Origin of the sequence: Ureibacillus terrenus, from assembly GCF_006569205.1 — a bacterium.
In the GTDB taxonomy this organism is placed as follows: Bacteria; Bacillota; Bacilli; order Bacillales_A; family Planococcaceae; genus Ureibacillus; species Ureibacillus terrenus.
Map to the genome: position 1 here is coordinate 1 of NZ_VIGD01000078.1, position 540 is coordinate 540.

Genomic DNA, 540 nt, shown 5'->3' on the forward strand with positions numbered 1-540 from the left:
CAAAGGTCACGAAAAGCCAACACCTACGTGTTTGGCGATAACCTTTTCGAAGAAGTTTTTTCGTGCCGCCCATCCAGGAGTCTGTAGTGACCTTCACCCCCACCCAGTCCGTGACCAACGCCCCGCTCTCTGAGCTGGACCCGGAAATCGCAGCCGTCTTGAAGGACGAGCTCGCACGCCAGCGCGACACGCTGGAAATGATTGCATCCGAAAACTTCGCCCCCCGCGCCATCCTGGAAGCCCAGGGTTCCGTGCTGACCAACAAGTACGCCGAGGGCTACCCCGGCAAGCGCTACTACGGAGGCTGCGAGGAGGTCGACGTCGCGGTGCAGATCGCGATCGACCGCGCGAAGGCCCTGTTCGGTGCCGAGCACGCGAACGTCCAGCCGCACTCGGGCGCGACCGCGAACGCCGCGGTGATGCACGCCCTCGCCCGCCCGGGCGACAAGCTCATGGGCCTCTCGCTCGCCCACGGCGGCCACCTCACCCACGGCATGAAGATCAACTTCTCCGGCCGTCTCTACGACATCGTCGCGTACG

1 pseudogene is annotated in these 540 nt (G+C 64.3%); it reads left to right on the forward strand.

Annotated features, from left to right (window positions below):
• Positions 1 to 86: 86 nt before the first annotated feature.
• A pseudogene (locus FKZ59_RS14530) lies at positions 87 to 540 on the forward strand (serine hydroxymethyltransferase); the annotation flags it as partial.